The organism is Parashewanella sp. 2304DJ23-3 (genome assembly GCF_056591695.1).
The window spans coordinates 41,255-67,183 of record NZ_JBWQOH010000012.1 but is presented as its reverse complement, the minus strand read 5'-3'; the positions used below and the strand labels follow the sequence as shown (position 1 = coordinate 67,183).

The 25,929-nt window shown below is 39.8% G+C and carries 18 protein-coding genes; 13 read left to right on the top strand and 5 right to left on the bottom strand.

Features of this window, described 5'->3' with window-relative positions:
- Positions 1 to 5 precede the first annotated feature (5 nt).
- The 6 genes from fadA to AC1EU2_RS16975 all read left to right on the top strand — a co-directional run bounded on the left by fadA (position 6) and on the right by AC1EU2_RS16975 (position 11,045).
- A complete protein-coding gene (fadA, locus tag AC1EU2_RS17000; RefSeq protein WP_480299458.1) occupies positions 6 to 1,169 on the top strand; it encodes an acetyl-CoA C-acyltransferase FadA in 1,164 nt (387 codons plus the stop codon).
- Between the two features lie 179 nt (positions 1,170 to 1,348).
- Positions 1,349 to 4,048: a ubiquitin carboxyl-terminal hydrolase gene (locus AC1EU2_RS16995; protein WP_480299457.1), complete on the top strand. Its 2,700-nt coding sequence runs from the start codon at positions 1,349 to 1,351 to the stop codon at positions 4,046 to 4,048.
- Between the two features lie 152 nt (positions 4,049 to 4,200).
- Positions 4,201 to 6,393, top strand: a complete 2,193-nt coding sequence (locus tag AC1EU2_RS16990; RefSeq protein WP_480299456.1) for a hypothetical protein — start codon at positions 4,201 to 4,203, stop codon at positions 6,391 to 6,393.
- A 118-nt stretch (positions 6,394 to 6,511) separates the two neighbouring features.
- Positions 6,512 to 6,763 (top strand): sulfurtransferase TusA, encoded by a 252-nt coding sequence (gene tusA / locus AC1EU2_RS16985; protein WP_480299455.1) that lies wholly within the window; start codon positions 6,512 to 6,514, stop codon positions 6,761 to 6,763.
- 380 nt (positions 6,764 to 7,143) lie between these two features.
- Positions 7,144 to 10,314, top strand: a complete 3,171-nt coding sequence (locus AC1EU2_RS16980; RefSeq protein WP_480299454.1) for an amidohydrolase family protein — start codon at positions 7,144 to 7,146, stop codon at positions 10,312 to 10,314.
- Between the two features lie 86 nt (positions 10,315 to 10,400).
- Positions 10,401 to 11,045 carry a hypothetical protein gene (locus tag AC1EU2_RS16975; protein ID WP_480299452.1) on the top strand — a complete coding sequence of 215 codons (645 nt, stop codon included), beginning with the start codon at positions 10,401 to 10,403 and terminating at the stop codon, positions 11,043 to 11,045.
- Positions 11,046 to 11,307: 262 nt separating this feature from the next.
- Here AC1EU2_RS16975 and AC1EU2_RS16970 read toward each other — a convergent pair whose 3' ends face one another.
- Positions 11,308 to 11,877, bottom strand: coding sequence for a DNA-3-methyladenine glycosylase I (locus AC1EU2_RS16970; protein WP_480299451.1), 570 nt, complete (start codon positions 11,875 to 11,877; stop codon positions 11,308 to 11,310).
- Positions 11,878 to 12,159: 282 nt separating this feature from the next.
- On the opposite strand from AC1EU2_RS16970, the gene glyQ reads away from it, so the two are divergent.
- The 3 genes from glyQ (at position 12,160) to AC1EU2_RS16955 (ending at position 16,645) form a co-directional block, all read left to right on the top strand.
- A complete protein-coding gene (gene glyQ, locus AC1EU2_RS16965) occupies positions 12,160 to 13,101 on the top strand; it encodes a glycine--tRNA ligase subunit alpha (protein ID WP_480299450.1) in 942 nt (313 codons plus the stop codon).
- Positions 13,102 to 13,113: 12 nt separating this feature from the next.
- Positions 13,114 to 15,183, top strand: a complete 2,070-nt coding sequence (glyS, locus tag AC1EU2_RS16960; RefSeq protein ID WP_480299449.1) for a glycine--tRNA ligase subunit beta — start codon at positions 13,114 to 13,116, stop codon at positions 15,181 to 15,183.
- Between the two features lie 265 nt (positions 15,184 to 15,448).
- Positions 15,449 to 16,645: an opioid growth factor receptor-related protein gene (locus tag AC1EU2_RS16955; protein ID WP_480299448.1), complete on the top strand. Its 1,197-nt coding sequence runs from the start codon at positions 15,449 to 15,451 to the stop codon at positions 16,643 to 16,645.
- Positions 16,646 to 16,731: 86 nt separating this feature from the next.
- Here AC1EU2_RS16955 and gyrB read toward each other — a convergent pair whose 3' ends face one another.
- The 4 genes from gyrB to dnaA all read right to left on the bottom strand — a co-directional run bounded on the left by gyrB (position 16,732) and on the right by dnaA (position 23,016).
- Positions 16,732 to 19,149, bottom strand: a complete 2,418-nt coding sequence (gene gyrB / locus AC1EU2_RS16950) for a DNA topoisomerase (ATP-hydrolyzing) subunit B (protein WP_480299447.1) — start codon at positions 19,147 to 19,149, stop codon at positions 16,732 to 16,734.
- Between the two features lie 13 nt (positions 19,150 to 19,162).
- Complete coding sequence (gene recF, locus AC1EU2_RS16945; RefSeq protein WP_480299445.1) at positions 19,163 to 20,245, bottom strand: DNA replication/repair protein RecF; 1,083 nt, start codon at positions 20,243 to 20,245, stop codon at positions 19,163 to 19,165.
- 119 nt (positions 20,246 to 20,364) lie between these two features.
- Entirely contained in the window at positions 20,365 to 21,465 is a 1,101-nt protein-coding gene (dnaN, locus tag AC1EU2_RS16940) for a DNA polymerase III subunit beta (RefSeq protein ID WP_205001080.1), read from the bottom strand.
- 168 nt (positions 21,466 to 21,633) lie between these two features.
- On the bottom strand, positions 21,634 to 23,016 hold the full coding sequence (dnaA, locus tag AC1EU2_RS16935; RefSeq protein WP_480299444.1) for a chromosomal replication initiator protein DnaA: 1,383 nt from the start codon (positions 23,014 to 23,016) through the stop codon (positions 21,634 to 21,636).
- A gap of 472 nt (positions 23,017 to 23,488) precedes the next feature.
- Here dnaA and rpmH point away from each other — a divergent pair, with 472 nt between their 5' ends.
- Genes rpmH through yidC form a run of 4 tightly spaced genes read left to right on the top strand, consistent with a single transcriptional unit; the run spans position 23,489 to position 25,858 of the window.
- Positions 23,489 to 23,626 carry a 50S ribosomal protein L34 gene (rpmH, locus tag AC1EU2_RS16930; RefSeq protein WP_006083827.1) on the top strand — a complete coding sequence of 46 codons (138 nt, stop codon included), beginning with the start codon at positions 23,489 to 23,491 and terminating at the stop codon, positions 23,624 to 23,626.
- A gap of 16 nt (positions 23,627 to 23,642) precedes the next feature.
- Positions 23,643 to 23,999: a ribonuclease P protein component gene (gene rnpA, locus AC1EU2_RS16925; RefSeq protein ID WP_205001082.1), complete on the top strand. Its 357-nt coding sequence runs from the start codon at positions 23,643 to 23,645 to the stop codon at positions 23,997 to 23,999.
- Positions 23,966 to 24,220, top strand: a complete 255-nt coding sequence (gene yidD / locus AC1EU2_RS16920) for a membrane protein insertion efficiency factor YidD (protein ID WP_129945270.1) — start codon at positions 23,966 to 23,968, stop codon at positions 24,218 to 24,220. The genes rnpA and yidD overlap by 34 nt, the downstream gene beginning before the upstream one ends.
- Positions 24,221 to 24,223: 3 nt before the next feature.
- Positions 24,224 to 25,858 (top strand): membrane protein insertase YidC, encoded by a 1,635-nt coding sequence (yidC, locus tag AC1EU2_RS16915; protein WP_480299443.1) that lies wholly within the window; start codon positions 24,224 to 24,226, stop codon positions 25,856 to 25,858.
- Positions 25,859 to 25,929 lie beyond the last annotated feature (71 nt).

Genomic DNA, 25,929 nt, shown 5'->3' with positions numbered 1-25,929 from the left:
ATATTATGAAACAAGCTGTAATCATCGATTGTATTCGTACTCCCATGGGTCGTTCTAAAGGCGGAGTATTCAGAAATGTGCGCTCAGAAACCTTATCTGCCTTATTAATGAAAGGTCTTATGGAGCGTAACCCACAAGTAAAACCTGGCATGATAGAAGATGTTATTTGGGGTTGTGTAAAGCAAACATTAGAGCAAGACTTTAACATTGCCCGTAATGCGGCATTGCTTGCGGGTTTTCCAAAAACTGTCCCGGGCGTAACACTGAATCGCCTTTGCGGTTCATCTATGGAAGCCATTCATCAGGCTACTCGCTCTATTATGACTGGCATGGGTGATATTTTTATTGTTGGCGGCGTTGAACATATGGGTCATGTCCCAATGATGCATGGTGTCGATTTCCACCCCGGACTCGGCCATAACGTAGCTAAAGCTTCTGGAATGATGGGGTTGACGGCTGAAATGCTTGGGCGCATGCATGGCATTACTCGTCAGCAACAAGATGAATTTGCTCTTCGTTCACATCAACGCGCACAGGCTGCAACAGTAGAAGGTCGCTTTGATAATGAAATTTATCCCATTGAAGGACATGATGCTGATGGTGCACTCATTAAAGTAACTCATGATGAAGTGATACGCAGTGATGCTTCATTAGAAGCGCTTGGCTCTTTGCGCCCAGCTTTTGACCCAGCAAATGGTACAGTAACCGCTGGCAGTTCTTCTGCAATGTCAGATGGTGCATCGGCTATGTTAATCATGGAAGAAGAAAAAGCCAAAGAACTGGGCCTCAAAATCCGTGCTCGTATTAAATCTATGGCTGTTGCCGGTTGCGACCCTGCAATCATGGGGTATGGCCCAGTACCTGCAACCCAAAAAGCATTAGCTAGAGCAGAGCTAACCATGGATGACATTGGTGTCGTTGAACTCAATGAAGCATTTGCCGCTCAATCTCTCCCTTGTGTCAAAGATCTAGGACTGGAAGGGTTGGTAGATGAGAAAGTGAACCTCAATGGTGGTGCGATTGCTTTAGGCCATCCACTGGGTTGTTCTGGTACGCGTATATCCACGACCTTAATCAATATTATGGAAGAAAAAGATGCTAAATACGGTTTAGCCACTATGTGCATTGGCCTAGGCCAAGGTATTGCAACCATATTTGAGCGAGTTTAATCCTAGATGGGCTACAATCTAGTGGCCCTTTCTTTTTAAAAATACTCTTTATTAATTTCAGTATCTTACGCACCAAACTCACTGCCATTAAATTAATTTAATAAAAACATAAGCTTGGGGTAATCCTGCTTACTCTTTAAACCGTTATAGTTAATATAAACAACACTTACTTATTAATTATGTCGGGCACTAACAAAGTACAGACTAGTGGGCATCATTCATATACAGCTGTTCCCTCCACTCCAGATGATCTGGAGATTGAGTGTTCCGTTCTACATTCGAGTAAAACTCTCGAGGATATACGTGCTGAGCGACAGTTAGAAATCACTCACCAAAAAGAATCTGATACAAGTTCTTATCGCCGTGCGTGGTATGGCTCAAAAAATTCAGCCTCTCTTAAAGATTGCTTTTCAGCCTTACAGATACAAGCAAAAATGTCTTCTAATTCTGAAAGGGTATCAGAATTGTTCGATTCTATTATCGGAAGCAATGAGATAAACGAAGTAGCAGAGCCAATAGAACAACTCTCTGCAATTTTTAAGGATATGATTCAGTTCAGAATACAAAAACAGCAAGATGGTTTTAAAGTTAGCTTCTTCTATAAAACAGCGAGTGGAGAATGGTCAAGGTGTGAGTTTTCACATTTAAAGTCTGGCTCACTTCCACTTGCTCAAACTCTCTCAGCTTTAGCTGTTGATGACTTAAAACCTGCCAAGTTATCAGATGATTCTGTAGTTACCACAAAAGTCATAGTTGGTGACTTTCAAGCTCAACCGACTTCCTGCAGCACTGAAAGTATCGAAACGTCCACAAGCAACTTTAGAAAATTGGATACCTATGAGTCAGAGCTATTTACTTTGTTAAAACTGTCAGAATTGGTAGCAAATGAAGAAGAGTACTTTAGTTATTTCCCTGAATCACCTTACCAAGGTCTTATTGATAAAGATCGACAAAAAGCCATTGAAATAGCCAAAACATTTAAAAATGGTAACGTTGCTTTTTGTAAAAATTCAAATGTTACCTCACTGAGCAGACAAGCACATTCTTTAACACCTTGTTTAATTGGAAAATTACAGTTATTTAAAGCCATACAAACCTATGAGCCCCTTTTAAATAATGCAGATTTTACCCATGTTTTTGATGATGACTTTCCACACTTTGATACGATTAAAACATTTTTCGCTAATGATATTAGTATGCAGTTAGAGGTCACGACCGAATTGGACGATGGAGATAGTTTCGACGAAACAATCTCAACACAAGATATTGCAAAATCTTCACTTGAACTAATCGCAAGTAAACAAAATAGAATCCCTTCTACAGATTTGCCTTTACGGATATCAAAGTGTGACGGAGTGGAGCCTGCAGGCGTTGGTTTGCATAACTGGACAAGCTCTTGCTTTATGAATGCTGCTTTTCAAATGATGGCTACGACATTAGATAAGTCGGATACTTGGAGCCAAGTAAGCTCTCCAGCTACAGTTCCTTGTATTTCTTTAGAGATATTACTCGAAAAAGCACTTGAAACGACACCAATAGATTTTGGGGCACCTACACTTAATTTTCAATTAGGTGAACATTCATTTTCTGTTACAACAGATAAACTAAACAAAGCAGAAATCATAAAAGCTATTGCCACTGAACTTTCAAACATCCCCATAGATGATATAAGCTCTCAAGAATTTGTCTATAAAACATCTTCTGAGGATAAATCTATTAACTTGGAAGTATCTAAATGGTTAGCTTTTAATGAAGCAACATGCAACTTAATAGAGTGTATAAATAACAAACAACAAATAACAGAAATACCTGTACAACTCCAAGTCAATTTTCTAAATGCTTATTACGAACTTGCAAAACATCTTAACCGTAATGATTCATTAGAGCTGCTTTTACCTCGAGCTAATTTTTCAGCTCTAATGCGCAATTTGCCCTCAGAATTAAAATACGCAACGATTGATCAAAATGACCCTCAACAATTTATCAGTGATATTTTTGATTTAATGGGTATTTTAAAGCAAGAGGATCGTTTTTTAAGAACATCAGAGTACTACCATATTGAAAATAAATTATCTGATGAACAATTGAGCAAACATCAATCAGGCTTATCAAGCGCATCCCATTTCATTTCGATAGATAACAAAACCACTTCCCCAAATTTAGAAACCATTATTCAGCAGTTTGTTGCTGCAGAAGAATTATCATATTCTGATACTAAAGCTTTGGATCCTATAAAGGCATTAGCTTTACGCAGTAAACATTTATTTCTAGATGATGTTTCAGATAATGACTTGCCGGCAGCATTATTAAACCTATCAGAGAACGATTTAAAAGAAGGGATAGATTTGCTTTCCGAAGAGCAGTTTGAACAGTATTTAGAAATGATTTGCGACCAATACCGAGTGCGTAAACAATTAAACTTGGTTTCTGACTCTCAACACGTTCCTTCTCGATTAATGATTCAACTCAAGCTATTTGACCATACTGAGGATGGAGATACGATAAAACCCACAACAACATTTACCTCAAATGATAAAGAAATAAGTGGTGATTTAGGACAACACAGCTTGATTGAATTAATTCGCAATAAAGGAATTGTGCAAGTCCCAATGCACTTAGATGGCGAAGATACACCTACACTCGTTAAATATAGAGTTGATTCAGTCGTGTGCCATACAGGATCAACTGTGCGAGTTGGTCATTACACAGCATTAAAGTTTGATTCTGATGGCAACGCCACTTTTTATAATGATGATACAGCAGTTTCTTATTCCGATTATCAAAAACTTGAACAAAAAGACCCTAATGTTCCTCTAGAACAGTTCATCAAACATCAAAGGTTATCCGGATATTTATTTTCATTAGTTCGGGTCGCTTAGCAAGATGTTCCACGTGAAACATCCTCTTTCTAATTTATTCATCAATCAGCACAAAAGTAATAAATTTCATTACTCCTATATGAAACATATTTAACACTGAATTTAATCAGTATCGGCTAAAATTATAAGACAATGAATTTCGAATAGACATTATGGCAACAGCAGATATCACTTCAGTTCAGCCTAAAGAGCTACTCGTTGATCATTATAAAAATCCACAACTGCAAAAGGCCACAGAAACTTTTGTTTATCAGATTTGGCCTGAGATACTTCACCATTGCTATCGACATTCAATTAATCATGTTTTTCAGATTGCTACTCTTCTGATAAACGCTAATGACTACGATCAAATTCAGAAGCTCATTCAAGAACTCAGCAACCATCTGCATACAGAAGCTCAGATAACGTTAGAAATTAAAATTCTTGAGAATAAACCAGCTAAAATTTCTGTATCTTTTAGAGGGAAATCAAACACAATTCATTGGGTTCTTCCTTGCCAATTACTAGGTGGTTCAATATTGCATGGCGAATCGCTTTATCAAGCTATGCCCATTCGTGGGCCTTTGGCAAGTAAGTGGACTAAATTTTGGCAATCATATTCATCACCTATCAATAGTGACGTTATGTTTCATCCGAAAATAGAGCCACGTATTCGTAAACATACATTACCTCAAGTCAGCTCAGGTCTACCAAATTTTGGCGCTACTTGTTTTATTAATTCTGGACTGCAAGTGTTAGCATTTGAGTTACGTAACTTTGAATTTAACGACGAATATCGAGTAAATTCTAATCAAGAAATCTTGCTACAAATAATTCAAACAAAGCTTCCTCCAATAACTGATAAAAGCTCGCAATTTAAAAATCCTTTTGAACGATATAAGACTATTTTTGATGCTGCGATAAAGCACGCCCAACTGCCTGATGAAGAATTAGTATGTCATCCAATAACGGTAGGTACTAAGACTTTAGATTGTAGTAAGGAGATCAGTTGTTTTGTGTCTTTTAGGAGTGCTTTTTTTAGCCTTTGCGCTGAACTTAATAAACGACATGAGAATGACAATAACGCCTTAGTCACTCACCCGCCCATAGGGTTGGTAATAAACGCTTTAATGACATATATACAACTTTCAAAAACACTCGGATTGAAATCATCCCAAGCCATTTTAAATTCAGGTGATTCTTCGACGATACTATTATCGAACATACCGATGGCAGACAGTAGTGAGTTGATCATCAATGTTTGCCAATTACTGACATTACAAAATCACTCTCCCTCGATAAAACCCACATCATTTTTAAAAATCTATGATGATCAAGATTCAGTACTTGATGGAAGAGAGATTGCCTCTAATGACCCAGCGAGTAACTGCTTTACTATTCCAATTATTGAGCCCAAGCTTTGTTTGTTAGAAACTTATTTTGAAAAATTTAAGTTTGCTGAATCAACATTAGATACTCTTCCTACTGGCTTTCCTGATGAAAAATTACAAATTGCGGTTAAAGGAACTCGTGAAGATGGGTTAACGTTAGAAAGGTCAACTTTCCCAGATACGGTGCACTTATGCCTAAAACTATCTAATAGCAGTGGAATCAAATTAAGGTTTGCTACTGAGGATCCTGAGCAATTCTGTCTAGAAAAAGAGGAACTTGAAATCATTTCTGACACAGATGAAATGTGTCATATAGAAGCCCCTGTGACACCTCATCCATCTCAAGCAGATACATCAGTAATTTCTACACCTCCTTGCAATGAAACTTTTACTGGCTCTGTTAATCAACCTAATGAAGATGCAGAAGAAAAAGAGCGCAACTTAGAAAGGGCTGAAACCCCATCAAATACATCCTCTAAGTCACCTAAAGAAGTTTCAGCCTCAAATGAAGAACAACAAAAATACTCAGAAGCACTTCTTTATGCACAAAGAAATGAATTTGAAATTATTGATGCAATTGAGGCACAACGGAAATCTAGATTGCAATGGCTGGAAGAACAAAAAGAGAATAGAAACACACGTGATGATGGACAAGTAGATTTAGGCGCTGCTGTACTCGCAAATCAACTAGAAACGAAAGCTAGGACAGTAAATTTATCGGTAAACGATAACAGTAGTGAAAAACGTTATTGTAAATATCAAATCGAAGCCATTTCTTGCCATATAGGATTGAACCAAACATCAGGCCATTATGTCGCACTGCGCTTTGAAGACAATGGTGATGTTACCTATTGTGATGATAGAGAAGTTTATAATTTAACGAAAATATTAGAGTCTAAAAGTTTAACTCTAGCGCAACATGTTAGGGAACGGAGTTTAAGTGGGCTAGTCTATATTTTGAGAAAAATAAATTAGTGTTGTCCCACGTGAAACATTGATCATAGTCTGACTATTGTTTCACCAACTTGGTTTTCAATGATTCTGATAGTAAAATAGCCAACTTATTCATCTATGTAGTAAATACGATATTTCTATGAGCGATCTTTTTGAACTAGCAAACCACCAACTCGATGCGTTAGGTTTACGTTGTCCAGAACCTGTAATGATGGTGCGCAAAAAAGTTCGTCATATGGCTGATGGTGAGACCTTACTGATCATTGCTGATGACCCGGCTACCACTCGTGATATTCCAAGTTTTTGTGAATTTATGGATCACACCTTAATCGCAAGTGAAATTGATGGCACTCCATATCACTATCTGATCAAAAAAGGGCTGGAGATATAATTCCAGTCCCTATTAGCTTTCCACAACAACCTACAATATTCACCTTATCCTAAAAACATCAGTTGGCTACGTCCTCAAACGTAGAAAAAATTGCTGATGGCAAGGCGTAGCTTGCAGCAAGTAGCCCATCTACTTGCAAAAGTTACAACGCAGTCAGCAGTCATTTTAGCAAGTTTGTGGAAGTAGAGCAGTTCAAATCATTAAGTAAAAGCCAGCTTATGGCTTGTTAGCTAAAGCGTACAACTGATGCTTTTAGGTTTATACAGTTACCCCCTTTCTTGTTAACGGCATTTATGCGATAAATATCACACTGATTTTTATGCGCACTCTTAACCTTAATTTAGGTTAACAACCAATAATAACGAGAATGGGAATTCCTAATGAAATCCAAATTGAGCCCAATTTATGCGGCTGTCGCATTAAGCTTAAGTCTTAATGCTGCCCATGCCAAAGATGACGATAAAAAGTGGTCTGTTAATGAGCCAGCAAATCAACCATTACAAACGGTAGACATCAATGTAAACCAAGGTACATGGATGAACGTATCCTTAAGCCCTGATGGTAAAAACATTGTATTTGATTTATTAGGTGATATTTACCAAATGCCTGCTGAAGGTGGTGAAGCAAAGCCATTGGCATCTGGAATCGCATGGCAAATGCAACCTGTGTACAGCCCTGATGGAAAGTACATTGCCTTTACCTCAGATCAAGATGGCGGCGATAACATTTGGATCATGGATGCCGATGGTAGCAACCCACGTCCAGTGACTGATGAAACATTTCGTCTACTCAACAGCCCTGCATGGAGTCCTGATTCACAATATTTAGTCGCCCGTAAACACTTTACCGGTAGTCGCTCGTTAGGTGCGGGTGAAGTTTGGCTATATCACGTTGCAGGTGGCAAAGGCGTTAAGCTAACCAAACGTCCTAACGAACAAAAAGATCTCGGTGAGCCAGCCTACTCTCCAGACGGTCGTTATGTCTATTTCAGCCAAGATGCCACACCAGGAAAAACCTTCCACTATTCAAAAGATTCTGTAAAAGGCATTTACAAAATCAAGCGCTATGACACCCAAACTGGTGATATCGAAGTTATGATTTCAGGCACGGGTGGTGCAATTCGCCCAACACCAAGTCCTGATGGTAATAAACTGGCTTACATTAAACGTGATGGCTTCCAGTCTTCTTTATATGTATTGAACTTAAAATCAGGCCAGAAAACTAAAGTTTATGACAAGCTTGATCGTGACATGCAGGAAACGTGGGCGATTCATGGTGTTTATCCAACCATGGCATGGACACCAGACAGTGAAGACATCGTTTTTTGGGCCGGTGGTAAAATTAACCGCTTAAACGTTGAAGATAAGAAAGTTGCCAACATTCCATTCAGTGTCAAAACACAACGTCAAATTCAGCCAGCGGTAAAGTTTAAGCAAAACCTAGACAAAGATACCTTTGATGTAAAAATGCTGCGTATGGCGCAAGTATCACCGAATGGTAAAAAGGTTGTGTTTGAAGCGCTCGGAAAACTGTACGTTAAAGACATCAAATCAGGTAAACAAAAGCGCCTGACTCGTCTCAACGATAATATCTCAGAACTCTTCCCACAATGGTCACGTGATGGCAAACGCATAGTATTCACCACTTGGAATGATGACAAACAAGGCAGTGTTCGTATCATTTCAGCGAAAGGTGGCAAGCCAAAAGTATTGACCAGTGAACCGGGAAAATACGTCGAACCCACCTTTTCACCTGATGGTAAGACGGTAGTTTATCGTAAAGCGCGTGGCGGTTACATCACACCTAAAACTTGGTCACAAGAACCTGGTTTATATAAAGTCGACACCAAAGGTAAGAAAACACAAAAAATAACAGCAAGTGGTTACCAACCACAATTTGGTGCCAACGGTGACCGAGTCTATTTTATGGATTTTGGCAAAACACCTGAATTAGCCTCCATCAGTTTAAATGGGCATGACAAACGTACCCACTACACCAGTGAGCATGCTACTGAATTCCGTGTATCGCCAGATGGAAACAACCTCGCCTTCGCAGAACGCTTTAAAGTTTTTGTGACGCCGTTTGCTAAGCATGGTGAAACCATTCGAATCAGCCCAAGCGCATCTAACTTACCTGTCACCAAATTAAGCACGCGTGCAGGGGAAAGCATCAGTTGGAATGCAAAAGGCAATGAGCTTTATTGGACACTTGGTCCTGAACTGTATCAAGCGAAAGTCGATACGGATTACCATGATGTTGAAGAATCGAAACCTACGATAACGGACATTGGCTTTACCAAAAAAGCTGATGTTCCACGTGGAACAGTGGCATTTGTTGGCGGCCAAGTGATCACCATGGAAGGCGACAAGGTCATTCCAAATGGTGTTGTAGTTGTAAAAGATAACCATATCGTAATGGTAGGTGATGCGAATACTGAACTGCCGAAAGATGCACAAATTATCGACATCAAAGGTAAGTCAATCATGCCTGGGATTTTCGATGCACATGCTCATGGTAGCCAAGGTGAAGATGAAATCATTCCACAACAAAACTGGAATTTGTACGCAGGGTTAGCACTAGGTGTCACCAGCATTCATGATCCATCAAATGATACTACCGAGATTTTTGCGGCCAGTGAGCAGCAAAAAGCCGGTAAGATTGTTGGTCCACGTATTTTCTCAACCGGTACCATTCTTTATGGTGCAAACGCTCCGGGTTATACCTCTCACGTTGATTCACTTGAAGATGCGAAGTTTCACTTAGAGCGTCTAAAGAAAGTCGGTGCATTTTCTGTTAAGAGTTATAACCAACCTCGTCGTAACCAACGTCAACAAGTGATTGCAGCCGCACGTGAACTTGAAATGATGGTTGTACCTGAAGGTGGTTCATTATTACAACATAACCTATCTATGGTGGTTGATGGCCATACGACTCTTGAACATTCATTGCCAGTAGCATCTATTTATAATGACGTAAAACAATTCTGGAAAGCATCCAAAACGGCTTACACACCGACGTTAGTAGTTGCTTACGGTGGTATTTCAGGTGAGCATTATTGGTACGATAAAACCAATGTTTGGGAACACCCTCGCCTGTCTCAATACGTGCCAAGTGAAATTTTGAACCCTCGCTCAATGCGTCGTACTAAAGCGCCTGATGCACACTATAACCACTTCAATGTGGCTAAAGTAGCAAAAGAGCTGAATGACGAAGGCATCGTTGCCAACATTGGCGCTCATGGTCAGCGTGAAGGTTTAGGCGCACATTGGGAAATGTGGATGTTTGCTCAAGGTGGCATGACTAACCTTGAAGCTCTTAAAACCGCTACCATTAACCCAGCGAAAACCTTTGCGATGGATCATCAAATCGGTAGCATCAAGGCCGGTAAACTGGCGGACTTAATCGTGATTGATGGCAACCCGCTAGAAGACATTCGTGTCACTGACAAAATCTCACACACTATGGTTAATGGCAAACTGTTCGACGCTGAAACCATGAACCAGTTAAATGGTGATAAAACCAAACGTAAACCTTTCTACTTTGAGAAATAAGTTTTAGGTTTTTATGGTGTTTAAAATTGAAAGGATGTTTCACGTGAAACATCCTTTTTTGTATAATAAAGGCAAACAAAAACAATGTGATCAGTATATTGAAGAAGATATTTATAAAGCCTTTACTACCAATTTTACTCATAACTATTTCTTTTTGGATTGGTGTTAAAACTAATGACCCTAACATCTTAAGATGGGAATTATTTAAAGATTCTATACAACTTCTGTTTGGAGTTATTACGCTTTATATTGGCTATAAAGCACTAACTATATGGAAGGTGCAGCATATCTCAATTGAGAGGTATAAATCTATTGTTGCAATGGAGCACTCTTTATTTGACTGTAAAGAACAATTTGAACGACTCAAATTATCAGTTAAAGGAAAATGGCTGATTGAATCCTATAACAGTGAAGATCCAGGCTGGCATGAATTTGCTGAGAAATATTATGAATCACTGGAAATATTTAATAAAACAATTTATAAACTGCAGTCGCAAACCCAGAGAAATAGTGCCTTTCTTGAGGTTAATGAAAATAAGCATTTAACTGACTTAAACTCTCATAATGTTTATGTCTCGACAAGGTATATTGAGCTCGTAAACTATTTTATAGAAAACCAATGTAGGATAGATATGAACCCACATACAGAGTGCGAAACAGAGATAAATAAATCATTTAACAATATGTCTGAATATCTTAATAGTTTACGAGTGAAAGAAATTAATATCTAAGCATGGCGGCTTAAATAATTACATTACGATATTTATGTTTTATTGAAGTGTGACTAAATCAAGTGAACGATATCTATATCATTATAAAAGCACTATTCTCTTAAGTAATACTCATAAGAAAAATACCCTTTTGCTTTATAAGCTTATAGGATGCAAGAGAGTTCCAAGAGAGGAGTTGCTGTAGACTCCTTTCTTGGTCGGGTGTGGGCAGAAAGCCCACGACGTTATAAACTTCGAAGAAGTATTGCTTTTAAAACCAACGTTAGTTGCTAACACCAGTCCGACAATGACAACTCATCAAATGGTCATCCACCATCCCTACCGCTTGCATAAACGCATAACAAATCGTTGGCCCAACAAAGTTAAAGCCTAACTTCTTAAGCGCTTTAGACATGGCCTCAGACTCTGTGGTTTGCGCAGGTAAATCCGCTGGTGACTCAACATTATTGATGATCGGTTTGCCACTAACAAAGCCCCATAAGAACTCGCTAAAATCATTCCCCTGGTCTACAAAACGATTATAAGCTTTAGCATTACGAATGATGGAGTTCACTTTTAAACGATTACGCACAATGCCCGTGTTTTGCAGCAGCAATTCCACTTTGGCGTCATCAAATTTTGCAATTTCAGTTGGGATAAAATCAGCAAAAGCAGCATAGTAATTCTGTTGTTTTTTTAAAATCGTTATCCAAGAAAGTCCCGCTTGTTGTCCATCCAAACACAGCTTGGCAAATAACTCGAGGGGATCATGCACGGGTCGACCCCACACGTTGTCGTGATATTCCTGATATAAAGGGTCATCACTCACCCAGCCACATCGTTTTAGTTCCATATCAAATTTCCGTATAAGCGCCTACAAAAGCTAGAAAATAACCTACATAAGCCTGTAATGACAAGGTATAATCATTTTCAATTATCTGTAAAAATCATTGTTCTGAGTAATATCATCGAGATAAAACCAGCACGATTAAGCTTTACCGTCACACCTACAAAGGTAGGTGTCCAGTGTCTTTTCACTTTATACAAAAAGTCGCGAGATTTCTGCCTACGTAGAAATGACAAACAAGGTTTACAGATTCCCTATTAACGTTCAACACCTGAAGTAGCAGACGGTATGACCAGCAAACACGACATAAAGACTTTCCAGGGTTTTATTTTAACTCTACAGGAATATTGGGCGCAGCAAGGTTGCGCTGTTATCCAACCTCTCGATATGGAAGTGGGCGCCGGCACCTTCCATCCGATGACCTTTTTACGTTCCATTGGTCCAGAACCAATGAGCAGCGCTTATGTGCAACCATCGCGCCGTCCAACTGATGGTCGTTATGGTGAAAACCCAAACCGCCTGCAACATTATTATCAATTCCAAGTGGTACTAAAGCCATCACCAGATAATATCCAAGAGCTGTATTTAGGTTCATTAAAAGCCTTAGGTGTTGACCCAGAAGTTCATGATATTCGCTTTGTTGAAGACAACTGGGAATCACCAACATTAGGTGCTTGGGGTCTAGGTTGGGAAATCTGGATGAACGGTATGGAAGTCAGCCAGTTTACTTATTTCCAACAAGTGGGTGGCCTAGAATGCAAGCCAGTCACAGGTGAAATCACTTACGGACTAGAACGTCTAGCCATGTATATACAAGGTGTAGATAGCGTCTATGATCTTGTTTGGACCGACGGTCCTATGGGCAAAATCACTTACGGCGATGTGTTCCACCAGAACGAGGTTGAGCAATCTGAATACAACTTTGATCACGCTGATGTGGACTTCTTATTTGAAACGTTCGATAAATGTGAAGCCATGTGCCAAAAGTTATTGGGCTTAGAAAAACCATTACCATTGCCAGCTTATGAGCAAGTGATGAAAGCCTCTCATGCATTTAACTTATTGGATGCTCGCCACGCCATTTCGGTAACCGAAAGACAACGCTACATTCTGCGTGTTCGTACTATGTCTAAAGGTGTAGCCGAAGCGTATTATGCTGCACGTGAAGCATTGGGATTCCCAATGTGTGACACGGTAAATGCTGCATCGAATGACAAAACAGATAAGTAAGGAGAATTACACATGACAACTGAAAACTTACTTATTGAAATTGGTACTGAAGAATTACCGCCAAAAGCATTACGTACGTTAGCGGAATCGTTTTTAGCCAATGTAACGGATGCATTGACTAAAGCTGAATTGTCTTTTGCGCAGGCCAAGTGGTACGCCGCACCTCGCCGTTTAGCATTAAGTATTCAACATGTCGCAACAGCACAACAAGACAAAATTGTTGAGAAACGTGGCCCTGCCATTGCTGGTGCATTTGACGCAGACGGTAACCCAACAAAAGCTGCACTAGGTTGGGCTCGTGGTAACGGTATTGATGTTAATGATGCCGAGCGTTTAAAAACCGATAAAGGCGAATGGCTATTACACAAAGCGAAAGTTGAAGGTAAAGCCACCAGCACTTTAATTGCAGACATAACCCAAAAGGCGCTCGATAAATTACCAATCCCAAAACCTATGCGTTGGGGCAGCAACACCACTCAGTTTATTCGCCCTGTGCATACCGTCACCATGTTATTAGGCAGTGAGCTGATTGAAGGTACGGTATTAGGCATTCAATCTGCACGCATTATTCGTGGTCACCGTTTTATGGGGCAAAGCGAGTTTGAATTACAACATGCGGATGATTACCTGACTCAGCTTGAAAGCGTTGGTAAAGTCATGGCCGACTTCGAACGTCGTAAAGCCATCATTAAAACCGATGCAGAAAAAGCGGCTGCAGAACTGAATGGTATTGCTGATTTAAAAGACGAACTGCTTGAAGAAGTCGCTTCATTAGTTGAATGGCCAGTGGTATTGACGGCTAAGTTTGAAAATGATTTTTTAAACGTGCCATCAGAAGCCTTGGTTTACACCATGAAAGGCGATCAAAAATACTTTCCAGTATTTGATCAACAAGGTGAGTTATTACCTAACTTTATCTTTGTGACAAACATTGAGTCTAAAGATCCACAGCAAATCATTTCTGGTAATGAAAAAGTGATTCGCCCTCGCCTTGCAGATGCGGAGTTCTTCTTTAATACCGATAAGAAGAAAACCTTAGAAGCACGTTTAGAAAGTTTAGAAAGCGTGGTTTTCCAAAAGCAACTGGGTACATTGAAAGACCGAGTGAATCGCATTAGCGACATGGCCGCTTACATTGCTGAAAGCTTAAACGCTGACGCTAAAGATGCAGCGCGTGCAGGTTTACTTTCAAAAGCTGATTTGATGACCGAAATGGTGATGGAATTTACCGATACTCAAGGCACCATGGGTATGCACTATGCCCGTCTTGATGGTGAAACAGAAAGTGTTGCCGTTGCGATTTCTGAACAATATTTACCTAAGTTCTCGGGCGATAGAGTGCCGGAGTCTCACGTATCGTGCGCTGTAGCATTAGCGGAGAAGTTCGATACTTTAGTAGGTATTTTTGGTATTGGTCAAGCACCAAAAGGTGCTGCGGATCCATTTGCACTTCGTCGTGCTGCCATTGGTATTTTACGTATTATCGTTGAAAACAAACTGCCGTTAGATTTGGTTGATTTAATTGCGAAAGCACAACAATTGCATGGTGAGAGTGTCAGTAATGACAACACCGCTGACGATGTGTTGCAGTTCTTAATGGGTCGATTCCGCAGCTGGTATCAAGATAAAGGCGTAGCTGTTGATACCATTTTGGCGGTACTTGCACGCACACCAACTCGTCCGGCTGATTTTGATGACCGTATTACAGCGGTTACAGCATTTAGAAACCGTGAAGAAGCAGCAACTTTAGCTGCTGCCAACAAACGCGTTTCTAATATCCTGGCTAAAGTTGAAGGAGCAGTGAATGCAGACATTAACAGTACACTGCTTCAAGAATCAGCAGAAAAAGCTTTAGCTGAGCAATTAGCAGCACTTGAACCACAACTGGCGCCACTGTTTGCTGCAGGTGATTATGCACAAGCGTTGAACTTATTGGCAGGTTTACGTAATACCGTTGATCAGTTCTTTGAAGATGTAATGGTGATGGCGGATGATGAAGCGCTGAAAGCCAATCGTCTTGCACTATTAAATCGTCTTCGTCAGCAGTTCTTACACGTAGCTGATATCTCGTTGTTGCAGTAAATTAATATTGCGTAATGTGGCTTATTAATGAGCCACATTACTTCAGTAATTAATAAAATCTATACCTTCATTACCAACCAGAAATATCTACCCTTCTATTTTTACTCATAACTCAAACATCTTCTGACTATTAATCCCTACAAAATAGGTTTAAATAGCAAAACAGTAGGTATTGATTTCAGCATATAGCTTATTAACAAAGTTTAACGCAATAGTTTTTTATTTAGATTTACAATCAAATTATAATTATTTTTAAGAATATATTATGGATGCTGAACGCCCTACAATATCCCTTCCTTTAGCTTATGGTACGGGAAGAACTTTATCTGATTATTATTGTACAGAAAATAATCACGGGTTTTTTCTCGATGAAATTAACGAACTAATAAGTAAAGATGATACCGTTTCATCTAGAGCTTTAAAAAATCAAACATCAAAAACTTCAAGATTTTTGAATTGGTGCAGAAGTGTTGATAAAGCTGCAGCTTCTAGGGCAATGTATAACCTGTCACATTCTAAAACAGCTCAAGAAGCCCATTATCACTACGAACGATTAAAATCCACCATAGGCGCTAGCTTCAAAGATAATCTAAAATTAAAATGGGATAAAAATCAAGATACATTTACTTATTCGCTTACTATTAATGGCCCAGGTAGTGATATAGAGCTTGTAAAATTTAATGGATGGAGCTCACAACAAACACCAACAACGAATAGAGAAGGCCAGAATGAACACACGCCATTAGTAGTAAAAACTAAATTTTCACATCCAATAAAAAGACCATCGGTATATTATATTAAACCACCGGAGTCACGCTCATTTTCCAAAGAACTAAACTTGACCCGCAGATGGGCTGAGTTTATGGTTGATGATACTTCACATATGCCAGGTTGCTCGAAAAAACTTAGAAAAATAAGAAACTTTAGCGTGCAGAAGTTAGAGCATCAACATGACTTCATTCAATACTTATTCCCTGCAAATAAAACGAGTGCATTTACAACTAAAAACCCTAAAGTTACTGAAACAATGGCCATGGAAGTTCAGTTTTCTCCTGATATACAACAAAGCATTCAAAAAAATATAGATGAATTATTGTTATTTTTAGGGTTAGAAAGAGTAGAAAATGATGTGCAAGATCTTCCAGATAGCATAGTTAACTTTTCAGCCAGTGAACAAAGACAAAAATGGAAAAATAACCCTGTTAATCATAACCGTAAGCGCCTAACTAGATTAATTGAGTTTTTATCGTTAGTTGGTTACATAGATCTTGCTAGAAATTTAAATCAATTTCTACAAGCTCAAACTATTGCAGAAAAAACAGGAACGGCTGTAGAAAAAAAAGCTAAAACACATTGGCAAAATAAATTGGAAGATACAAAGCTGCTTGGAGTTAAAAATGATCTTAAGCTTTCTGGAAGTTCTAGAGATCTTCTTAAAACAAAGACAGAATGGAAATATTAATACCAATTAATTCATTAGTTTTAGCTCAATAAAAAAGCTAGCACGTCAGGCTAGCTTTTTTATTGGTATGGAATATTTACAATGAATTAAACGTCTAAGTTAGCCACATTTAATGCATTTGACTCAATAAACTCACGACGTGGTTCAACATGATCGCCCATTAAGGTCGAGAATAATTGATCGGCTGCAACCGCATCTTCAATCGTGACTTGCAACATACGACGGCTTTCAGGATCCATTGTTGTTTCCCAAAGCTGCTCAGGGTTCATCTCACCCAATCCTTTGTATCGTTGGATATAAAGACCACGTTTAGCTTCAGTCACTAACCAATCTAATGCTTCAACGAAAGTATCAACTTGTTTAACTTTCTCACCACGTTTAACAAAACCGCCCTCTTCAATCAAACCTTCAAGATCTGACGCCAGCGTTGCAATCGTGTTGTAGTCTGCAGACATTAAGAATTCGAAGCCAAATAAATAACTGGTATCGATGCCATGTTTACGAACCGTAATATTCGGTAAGTAAACCTGACGCTCTGCATCTAACACTGTTGAACCAGTATAAATTTTGCCACCGTCACCTTGCTCAGATAAATCAGCAACAAAAGCATTAATCCAAGACGTCATTTGAGCTTCATCAGCCAACATTTCATTCGTTACTTTAGATTGATAAAGTAAACGGCCTGATAATGTGATTGGGAAACGTTGCTCTAGACGTTTTAAAATTGCTTCAAAGCTACGGTACGAAGTCACTAAGCGCTCAAGTGGCTCTCCACCCATGCCTGGCGCACCCTGAGTAGGATGAATACTGGTACCGTCTAATGCTAACGTTGTTAGGTACTGAGTTAATCCGTCTTCGTCTTTAATGTATTGCTCTTGTTTGCCTTTTTTCACTTTATACAGTGGCGGCTGTGCAATATAGATAAAGCCACGTTCGATCAATTCAGGCATTTGACGGAAGAAGAAAGTCAACAACAAAGTACGAATGTGCGAGCCATCGACGTCGGCATCGGTCATGATAACGATGTTGTGATAGCGTGTTTTGTCTGGGTCGTATTCATCACGGCCAATACCACAACCTAATGCAGTAATAAGCGTCGCAACTTCTTGTGACGACAGCATTTTATCAAAACGCGCTTTTTCTACGTTAAGGATTTTACCTTTAAGCGGCAGAATGGCTTGATTCTTACGGTTACGGCCTTGCTTAGCACTACCGCCCGCAGAGTCACCCTCCACTATGTATATTTCAGAAAGACCAGGATCTTTCTCTTGGCAATCTGCAAGCTTACCCGGCAGGCCGCCTAAATCTAATGCCCCTTTACGACGCGTCATTTCACGCGCTTTTCGTGCGGCTTCACGAGCACGAGCGGCGTCGATGATTTTACCAACAATCAGCTTAGCTTCGTTCGGATTTTCTAATAAGAAATCATTGAGCTGTTCGCCCATGGTTTGTTCAACCGCACTTTTAACTTCACTCGACACCAATTTGTCTTTGGTTTGTGAGCTGAACTTTGGATCCGGCACTTTAACGGATATAACAGCTGTTAAGCCTTCACGAGCATCATCACCACTCGCACTGGTTTTGTTTTTCTTATTGTAACCTTCACGATCCATGTAACTGTTTAAGTTACGAGTTAGTGCACTACGGAAACCTGCAAGGTGAGTACCACCATCGCGTTGTGGAATGTTATTGGTAAAACAGAAAATGTTTTCTTGGTAAGCGTCATTCCATTGCATCGCTACTTCAACGGTAATACCGTCTTCACGTTCTTGAATAAAATGGAAAATATCTTTGTTTACCGGTGTTTTATTGGTATTTAAATACTCAACAAATGCACCAATACCACCTTCATAACGGAAGAATTCATCTTTACCATCACGTTCATCCACTAAACGAATGCCAACACCTGAATTCAAAAATGAAAGTTCACGTACACGTTTTGCAAGAATGTCAAAGTGAAATAATGTGTTTGTAAAAGTTTCACTGCTCGGCCAAAAACGAATTTCTGTACCCGTCTTATCAGTATCACCAACAATTTTAATCGGCTCTACTGGCTCACCCATATTATAAAACTGCTCGTGAACTTTGCCGTCACGGCGAATCGTCAACTGAAGTTTTTCAGACAGTGCGTTAACTACCGAAACGCCCACACCGTGCAAACCACCTGATACTTTATAAGAGTTATCATCAAATTTACCACCAGCGTGCAATACGGTCATAATAACCTGTGCGGCTGAAACACCCTCTTCTGGATGAATCGCAACAGGAATACCACGGCCGTCATCTTTTACCCCTACACTGCCATCAGCATGAATGGTAATAGTAATGTCGTTACAGTGACCGGCTAACGCTTCATCGATAGAGTTATCGACTACTTCGAACACCATGTGGTGCAAGCCTGTGCCGTCATCAGTATCACCAATGTACATCCCAGGTCTTTTACGTACTGCATCAAGGCCTTTTAATACCTTAATACTCGAAGAATCGTAACTATTCTCTGACATATTATTCTCTCAATTATTCGGTTACCGCAACATGTCCCTGTTCCACATGAAACATCCTGTCTGGCGGGCAATGTAACGAATCAACGATTGCAGCAGGCTCAATGGCAGTCACAAATATTTGTGAGCCAGTGTCTGCTAACTGTGTTAACAACAATTGTCTGTGCCGAGCATCTAACTCTGATGGCAAATCATCCACCAGATAAATGCTGTTCTTATTAATTTGCTCTTTGAGTAAACGACCCTGAGCAATACGTAAGGCACAAACCAATAACTTTAATTGACCACGGGATAATGCATCCTGTGCAGGCATATTGCCTACCCGTAATCGTAAATCGGCTTTATGGGCACCACTTCCCGTATTTCCGCTGTTTAAGTCTCTTGAATATTGACTTTTTAATGCACCAGCATACGAAGTTTTGCTGTCCCATCCTCGAGTAAAACTGACTTTGACATCAACCTGAGGTAAAAACGTTTCAATTATACCTGTTAAAAGCGAATTTAACGAGTGAACATACTGATTTCGAATTTCAGTAACTTGCTCAGTATAACGCACTAAATCCCGATCCCAATACTCAATTGTTTTATAATCGGCTTGATTTTTAAGTAATTGATTTCTTTGCTTTAAAATTCGTCTTACATTCGACCAAGCTGAATGAAACTGAGGATCAGAATGAAACGCTCCCCAATCGATAAATTGACGCCTGGATTTTGGGCCTTCGAACAGTAATGAAAAACTTTCAGGGGTGATAACTTGTATTGGTAAGGTTTCTGCTAACTCTGATAAACGCTTGAGCTTTTCTCCATTCAAACGTACTTCAATTTCGCCATTGCGTAAACGACGTAACCCTAGCTTTGCATTACCTTGAGCTTGCTCGATTTCTGCAAATAAAATCAGCTGTTCAGATTCATTATTGATCACCCGCTGTACTAAATGACTGCGGAATGAACGTCCCATTCCTAAAAAATATATGGCTTCTAATATGCTGGTTTTGCCACTCCCATTAAAGCCAGAAATCAAATTCAGCCCACGACTCAGTTGCAATCGGGCAGATTTAATATTGCGAAAATCAGTGATCTGAAGTTGAACGAGGCTCATTGAATATTCATTACCTATTTTGTCTTACCAAGAAAACTGGTAACCAGTGACTTTTACTTATTAATATCTACAACAAAAAAGACACTGGACTCCCGCTTTCGCAGGAGCGACGGCAGAACCTACAAGCGCATTGGCATGACCACGTACATAGAATCTTCTTCTTTGTGGTTTTCAATTAACGCACTAGAGTTGTTATCGATCAAGGTAATACGCACGTCATCAGCACGGATATGGTTAAGTACATCTAATAGATAACTGACGTTAAAACCAATTTCTAATGGGGTATTTTCGTATTCGATATCGACGATCTCTTCCGCTTCTTCCTGTTCAGGGTTATTCGCTGTGATCTTCATAGTGTTCGTTTCAATCTGAACGCGAACGCCACGGAATTTTTCATTCGATAAAATAGATGCTCTAAGTAATGCTTGCTTTAAATGATTACGGCTCGCCAATACAATTTTATCGCCGCCTTTTGGCAATACTCTGTCGTATTCAGGGAAACGACCATCAACCAATTTACTGGTAAATACTGAGCTGCCAGTGGTAATTCGAATCGCATTTTCACCAATAACAACACTGACGTCTTGATCTTCAGCGTCCATCAGACGCATCATTTCCATGACACCTTTGCGTGGCACAATGACTTGCTTTTGTGGCAACTGAGCTTCGATATTTTGATGACTTAATGCTAAACGGTGACCATCTGTCGCTACAGCACGTAATACGCTGCCATCCGTTTCTAATAATAAACCGTTCAAATAATAGCGCACATCTTGATTGGCCATTGAGAACTGTGTTGCATCAATGATTGAACGTAATGTTCCCTGCTTACAACTGAATTCAATACTACCTTCAAATGCTTCAACATTTGGGTATTCATCTGCGGGTAATGTCGCTAGAGAGAAGCGACTACGACCAGAGCGTAACAACAATTTATTTTCTTGTTGTTCAATAAATAGTTCTGTTTGATCGGGCAGTGATTTTACAATATCAAGAAATTTCTTAGATGGGACAGTAGTGCGACCTTCAATCACATCACCTTGAACCGGCGTCTGATCAACCAATTCAACTTCTAAATCTGTACCTGTCATTTTAAGTGAGTTATTGCTCACTTCCATCAGGACGTTAGCCAAAATAGGCATATTGGCTTTCTTTTCTACTGCACCACAGACTAATTGAAGTGGTTTTAATAGGGCATCCCTATCAATAGAAAATTTCATTCTTTCTAGCTCCCTGATGTTTTTATTTAAAAAGTAAACGGCTGAATCACACCTTGCGATATTCAGTTTGATTCTATTTAAAAAAGCCACTTGATGCCAGTGTTAGCAGATACGATGACACTGAGATGATTTGTAGAAGCTTTTATTATTATTTGTTTTCTTTTTAAATTAAGAAGATAACGTTCTAATTAAGTTAGCATAATCTTCTTTAATGTCATGACTTTCTTCACGCAACTGCGCAATTTTTCTACAAGCATGCAATACCGTAGTATGATCACGACCACCAAAAGCATCACCAATTTCAGGTAAACTTTGGTTAGTGAGTTCTTTAGCTAACGCCATTGCGACTTGTCTTGGACGGGCAACACTGCGAGAACGGCGTTTTGATAACATATCAGCCATCTTGATTTTATAGTATTCAGCTACCGTCTTTTGAATGTTATCTACGGTCACCAATTTTTCTTGCAGCGCCAATAAATCACGCAAAGCTTCACGAACAAAATCAATCGTTATTGGACGGCCTGTGAAGTTTGCGTTGGCAATCACACGATTCAACGCCCCTTCAAGTTCACGAACATTAGAACGCAAACGCTTAGCAATAAAGAAAGCCACTTCATCAGGAAGATTAATACCACTCTCTTCTGCTTTTCTCATCAAAATCGCTACGCGAGTTTCTAATTCAGGTGGTTCAATAGCAACAGTAAGCCCCCACCCAAAACGAGATTTCAAGCGGTCTTCTACGCCGTCGATTTCTTTTGGATAACGATCCGACGTCAAGATGACTTGATGATTTCCCTCTAATAACGCATTAAAAGTATGGAAAAACTCTTCTTGGCTTCGATCTTTATTCGCAAAAAACTGAATATCATCGATGAATAACGCATCAACACTGCGGTAATAGCGCTTAAAATCTTCAATAGCGTTATTTTGCAGCGCTTTGACCATATCTTGAACAAAACGCTCTGAATGCATGTATACGACTTTAGCATCAGGTTTGTTTTTGATGATGCCGTTACCTACTGCATGCAATAAATGGGTTTTACCTAAACCTGTGCCACCGTATAAAAAGAGTGGGTTATAGGCACCACCAGGGTTTTCTGATACTTGCAAAGCGGCAGCTTTGCCCAGCTGATTCGACTTACCTTCAACAAAGTTATCAAATTGATAAGTCGGATTGATATTGCTTCGATAATTAGAATTTGGTGCTTTATCATGGCTAGGAGCAAAAGACGGCATTGGTTTAGCTACCGTTGGACTTGCAACTACTGGTGCTGGGGATACTGGATTAGCTGGCGCTTTAATGACGGGCTTACTGCCAATATCAAAACGCAAAGTCGGCGCATCATTCCCCATTTGCTCAATAAAAAACTGATTAATCTGGTTTATGTATTTGTCTCTCACCCAGTCCAAAACAAAGCGGTTAGGTGCATACAGTACTAATGTTTCCCCATCCATTTCGGCTTGTAACGGTCTAATCCACATACTGAACTGCTGAGCTGATAGCTCATCTTGCAGTCGTCCGATACATTGTTGCCAAAGCGAAACTGCCACTGATGTCTTCCCCAAATTGATCACCAAAAAAGATCCGTATTTTATAGTGTGTCGATTCAGATCGCTATCTTTAAAATCAATTTATCCCCAGATAGATCAATATAATTTTTATGAACCAGATCACTCATGATCAACTTTGATCGTAAAAACCTTGAATTAGCGCTATCTGGCGCTTGGTTTACCGATCTAAGTTGATCTATAATAGCAAAACTTGATTGTGAATAAGATCATGAAAAACTACTACATCTTGTGGTATTACACAAAGTTATCCACATTCCTTGGTAGTTTGTTTGATAAATAATTTACACAAGTTCGCCATTTATTGTGCACTTATCATTAATGGTTATTGACGCCATTGTCGAAAGTGATTACAATTCGGCCTCTTTTTTGTCCTTACCTCTTTCTACTTAAATTATTAAGAAGAAAATTTAGAGATAAGGTTTATTAACGATAACAAAGACGGATTGCCATAATGAGTAAACGTACTTTTCAACCTAGCAACCTGAAGCGCAAGCGTTCTCACGGCTTCCGTGCTCGCATGGCTACTGTAGGCGGTCGTAAGGTTCTTGCACGTCGTCGTGCAAAGGGTCGTGCGCGTCTATCTGCATAATAGGTAGTAAGCACAGGTGACTAGTTACACCTTTATGCGGGAGTTGCGTCTGTTAACTCCCGCACAATTCAATCACGTATTTTCCAATCCTATAAAAGCTTCTTCGGCTGAAATCACTTTATTGGCAGTACCAAATCAATTAGACCATCCTCGGGTCGGCTTAACTGTACCTAAAAAACAAGTTAAACTTGCAGTAGGTCGCAATAGAGTCAAACGAATAGTGCGTGACAGCTTTCGTTTAACTCAACATGATTTACCGAATGTAGATATTGTTGTACTGGTCAGACGAGGGGTGATGGACTTGGATAATGCTCAATTACATAAATTGGTGAATAAGCTATGGCGCAAACTCAGTCGCCGCTACAATGGCTAATTACCAAGCTCATTAGAGGCTACCAGCTTTTTATCAGTCCCTTATTGGGACCGAGGTGTCGCTTCACACCAACTTGCTCTCACTATGCTATTGAAGCTATAAAGGTTCATGGCAGCGCAAAAGGGAGTTGGCTTGCAATCAAACGCATATTAAAATGTCACCCTTTACATCCCGGCGGAATAGATCCCGTCCCACAAAAACATGATAGGTGTAATAAATAGGCTATGGAATCACAACGCAATCTATTGCTTGTAGGACTACTGTTTGTCAGCTTTTTGCTGTGGCAACAGTGGCAGACGGATAACAATCCTCAACCTGCCGCAACTACTTCTTCTGTATCGAGCCCAGCAAGCTCACACACTCAGTCAGCTGATGTTCCAGAGGCCGATGGCACTCTTCCATCTTCAGCAGTGACGACAACAACAGATTTGATCACGGTTAAAACTGACCAACTTGATATCAAAATCAACCCTGTTGGTGGCGATATTGTTTATGCTGCATTAATCGCTCATAAACTTGAAGAAGGCAGCGATAAGCCATTCGTTATCATGTCGCAAGATAACCAATTTACCTACATTGCACAAAGTGGCTTGATTGGTAAAGGCGGTATTGATAGTGCTAAATCGGGTCGTGCTAAATTCAGTGTTGAAAAGACAAATTACACTTTAACAGACGGTCAAAATACATTAACTGTACCGTTAACTTATGTAGCTAACAATGGCGTAAAATACGTAAAAACGTTCACTTTCACACGTGGTAAATTTAACGTAGGCGTTGATTACAACATCAACAATACATCATCAGAAAATCTGCAAGTGCAAATGTACGGTCAAATTAAAGAGACCATCAAGCCGCACGAAGGCAGCATGATGATGCCAACTTACCGTGGTGCAGCATACTCAACACAAGATACTCGCTACGAAAAGTATAAATTTGATGAAATTGCGAAGAACGATCTAAAAGAATCAACGCTTGGTGGTTGGGTAGCAATGCTGCAACACTACTTTGTGTCAGCTTGGATCCCACCATCAAACGATAAAAACTCAATTTACTCTAGCGTAAGTGCGGGCGGCAAAGCCAACATTGGCTTTAAAGGTGCAAGTTACGATGTAGCTCCTGGTGCCTCACAAAACATCAAAGCTGAATTCTATGTTGGTCCTAAGGATCAAAAAGCCCTTTCAGCGCTTTCTCCGACGCTTAATCTCGTTGTAGATTATGGCTTCCTATGGTGGTTGGCGATTCCAATTCACTGGTTGCTGCTTAAGTTCCATATGCTTGTCGCTAACTGGGGTATCGCAATTATCCTAATTACCTTAGTTGTACGTGGTGCGCTGTATCCATTGACTAAGAAGCAGTACACGTCGATGGCAAAAATGCGTGACTTGCAACCGAAACTGGCACAACTGAAAGAACGTCATGGCGACGACCGTCAGAAGATGGGTCAGGCCATGATGGAGCTGTACAAGAAAGAAAAAGTAAATCCGATGGGCGGTTGTTTACCTATCCTGCTACAGATGCCAATTTTCATTGCCTTGTATTGGGTATTGCTGGAAAGTTACGAACTACGTCATGCCCCATTTATGCTGTGGATCACTGACTTATCAGTACAAGACCCATACTACATCTTGCCATTATTAATGGGTGGTTCTATGTGGTTAATGCAAAGAATGCAGCCAATGTCGCCTACGATGGATCCAATGCAAATGAAAATGATGCAGTGGATGCCAGTAGTATTTACCGTATTCTTCTTATGGTTCCCAGCAGGTCTGGTTCTATACTGGTTAGTCGGTAACTTGGTGGCTATCACCCAGCAGAAAATTATTTATGCAGGCTTAGAAAAGAAAAAAGCAGAGAAGTAGAGGCTTTTTAAGCTCAGCATTTTAAAGGATAATAATAGCGGCTTAACTCACTCAGTTAAGCCGCTTTTTTA